Origin of the sequence: Staphylococcus sp. HMSC65H10 (genome assembly GCF_001839185.1) — a bacterium.
In the GTDB taxonomy this organism is placed as follows: Bacteria; Bacillota; Bacilli; order Staphylococcales; family Staphylococcaceae; genus Staphylococcus; species Staphylococcus simulans.
Genome location: NZ_KV840421.1, coordinates 1 through 214, shown reverse-complemented (window position 1 = coordinate 214; position 214 = coordinate 1). Strand labels below are relative to the sequence as shown.

At 44.4% G+C, this 214-nt stretch carries 1 protein-coding gene; it reads right to left on the bottom strand.

Annotated features, from left to right (window positions below; genetic code table 11):
* Positions 1-11: 11 nt before the first annotated feature.
* Positions 12-214: SH3 domain-containing protein (locus HMPREF3270_RS11690; protein WP_176746751.1), on the bottom strand; the 203-nt coding region annotated here is incomplete at its 5' end.

The window sequence follows — 214 nt, the reverse complement described above, 5'->3', positions numbered from 1 at the left end:
AACGCATTTTCTTAACTGATACTACCCCAAAGTTTGCCTACTCCATGATTAGGTGGTGCAACACCGTTCCATGTTCTTACTGGCAAATAGAGTCGTTCACCTTCGAAGCCGTCGTAACCTACCCAAACATGACCGTCTTGCAACATCACTTCATCATAAGTGATACTTGTGCCTGCTGGTAGCTTACCTGCTTCATTACCATCAATACGGAATG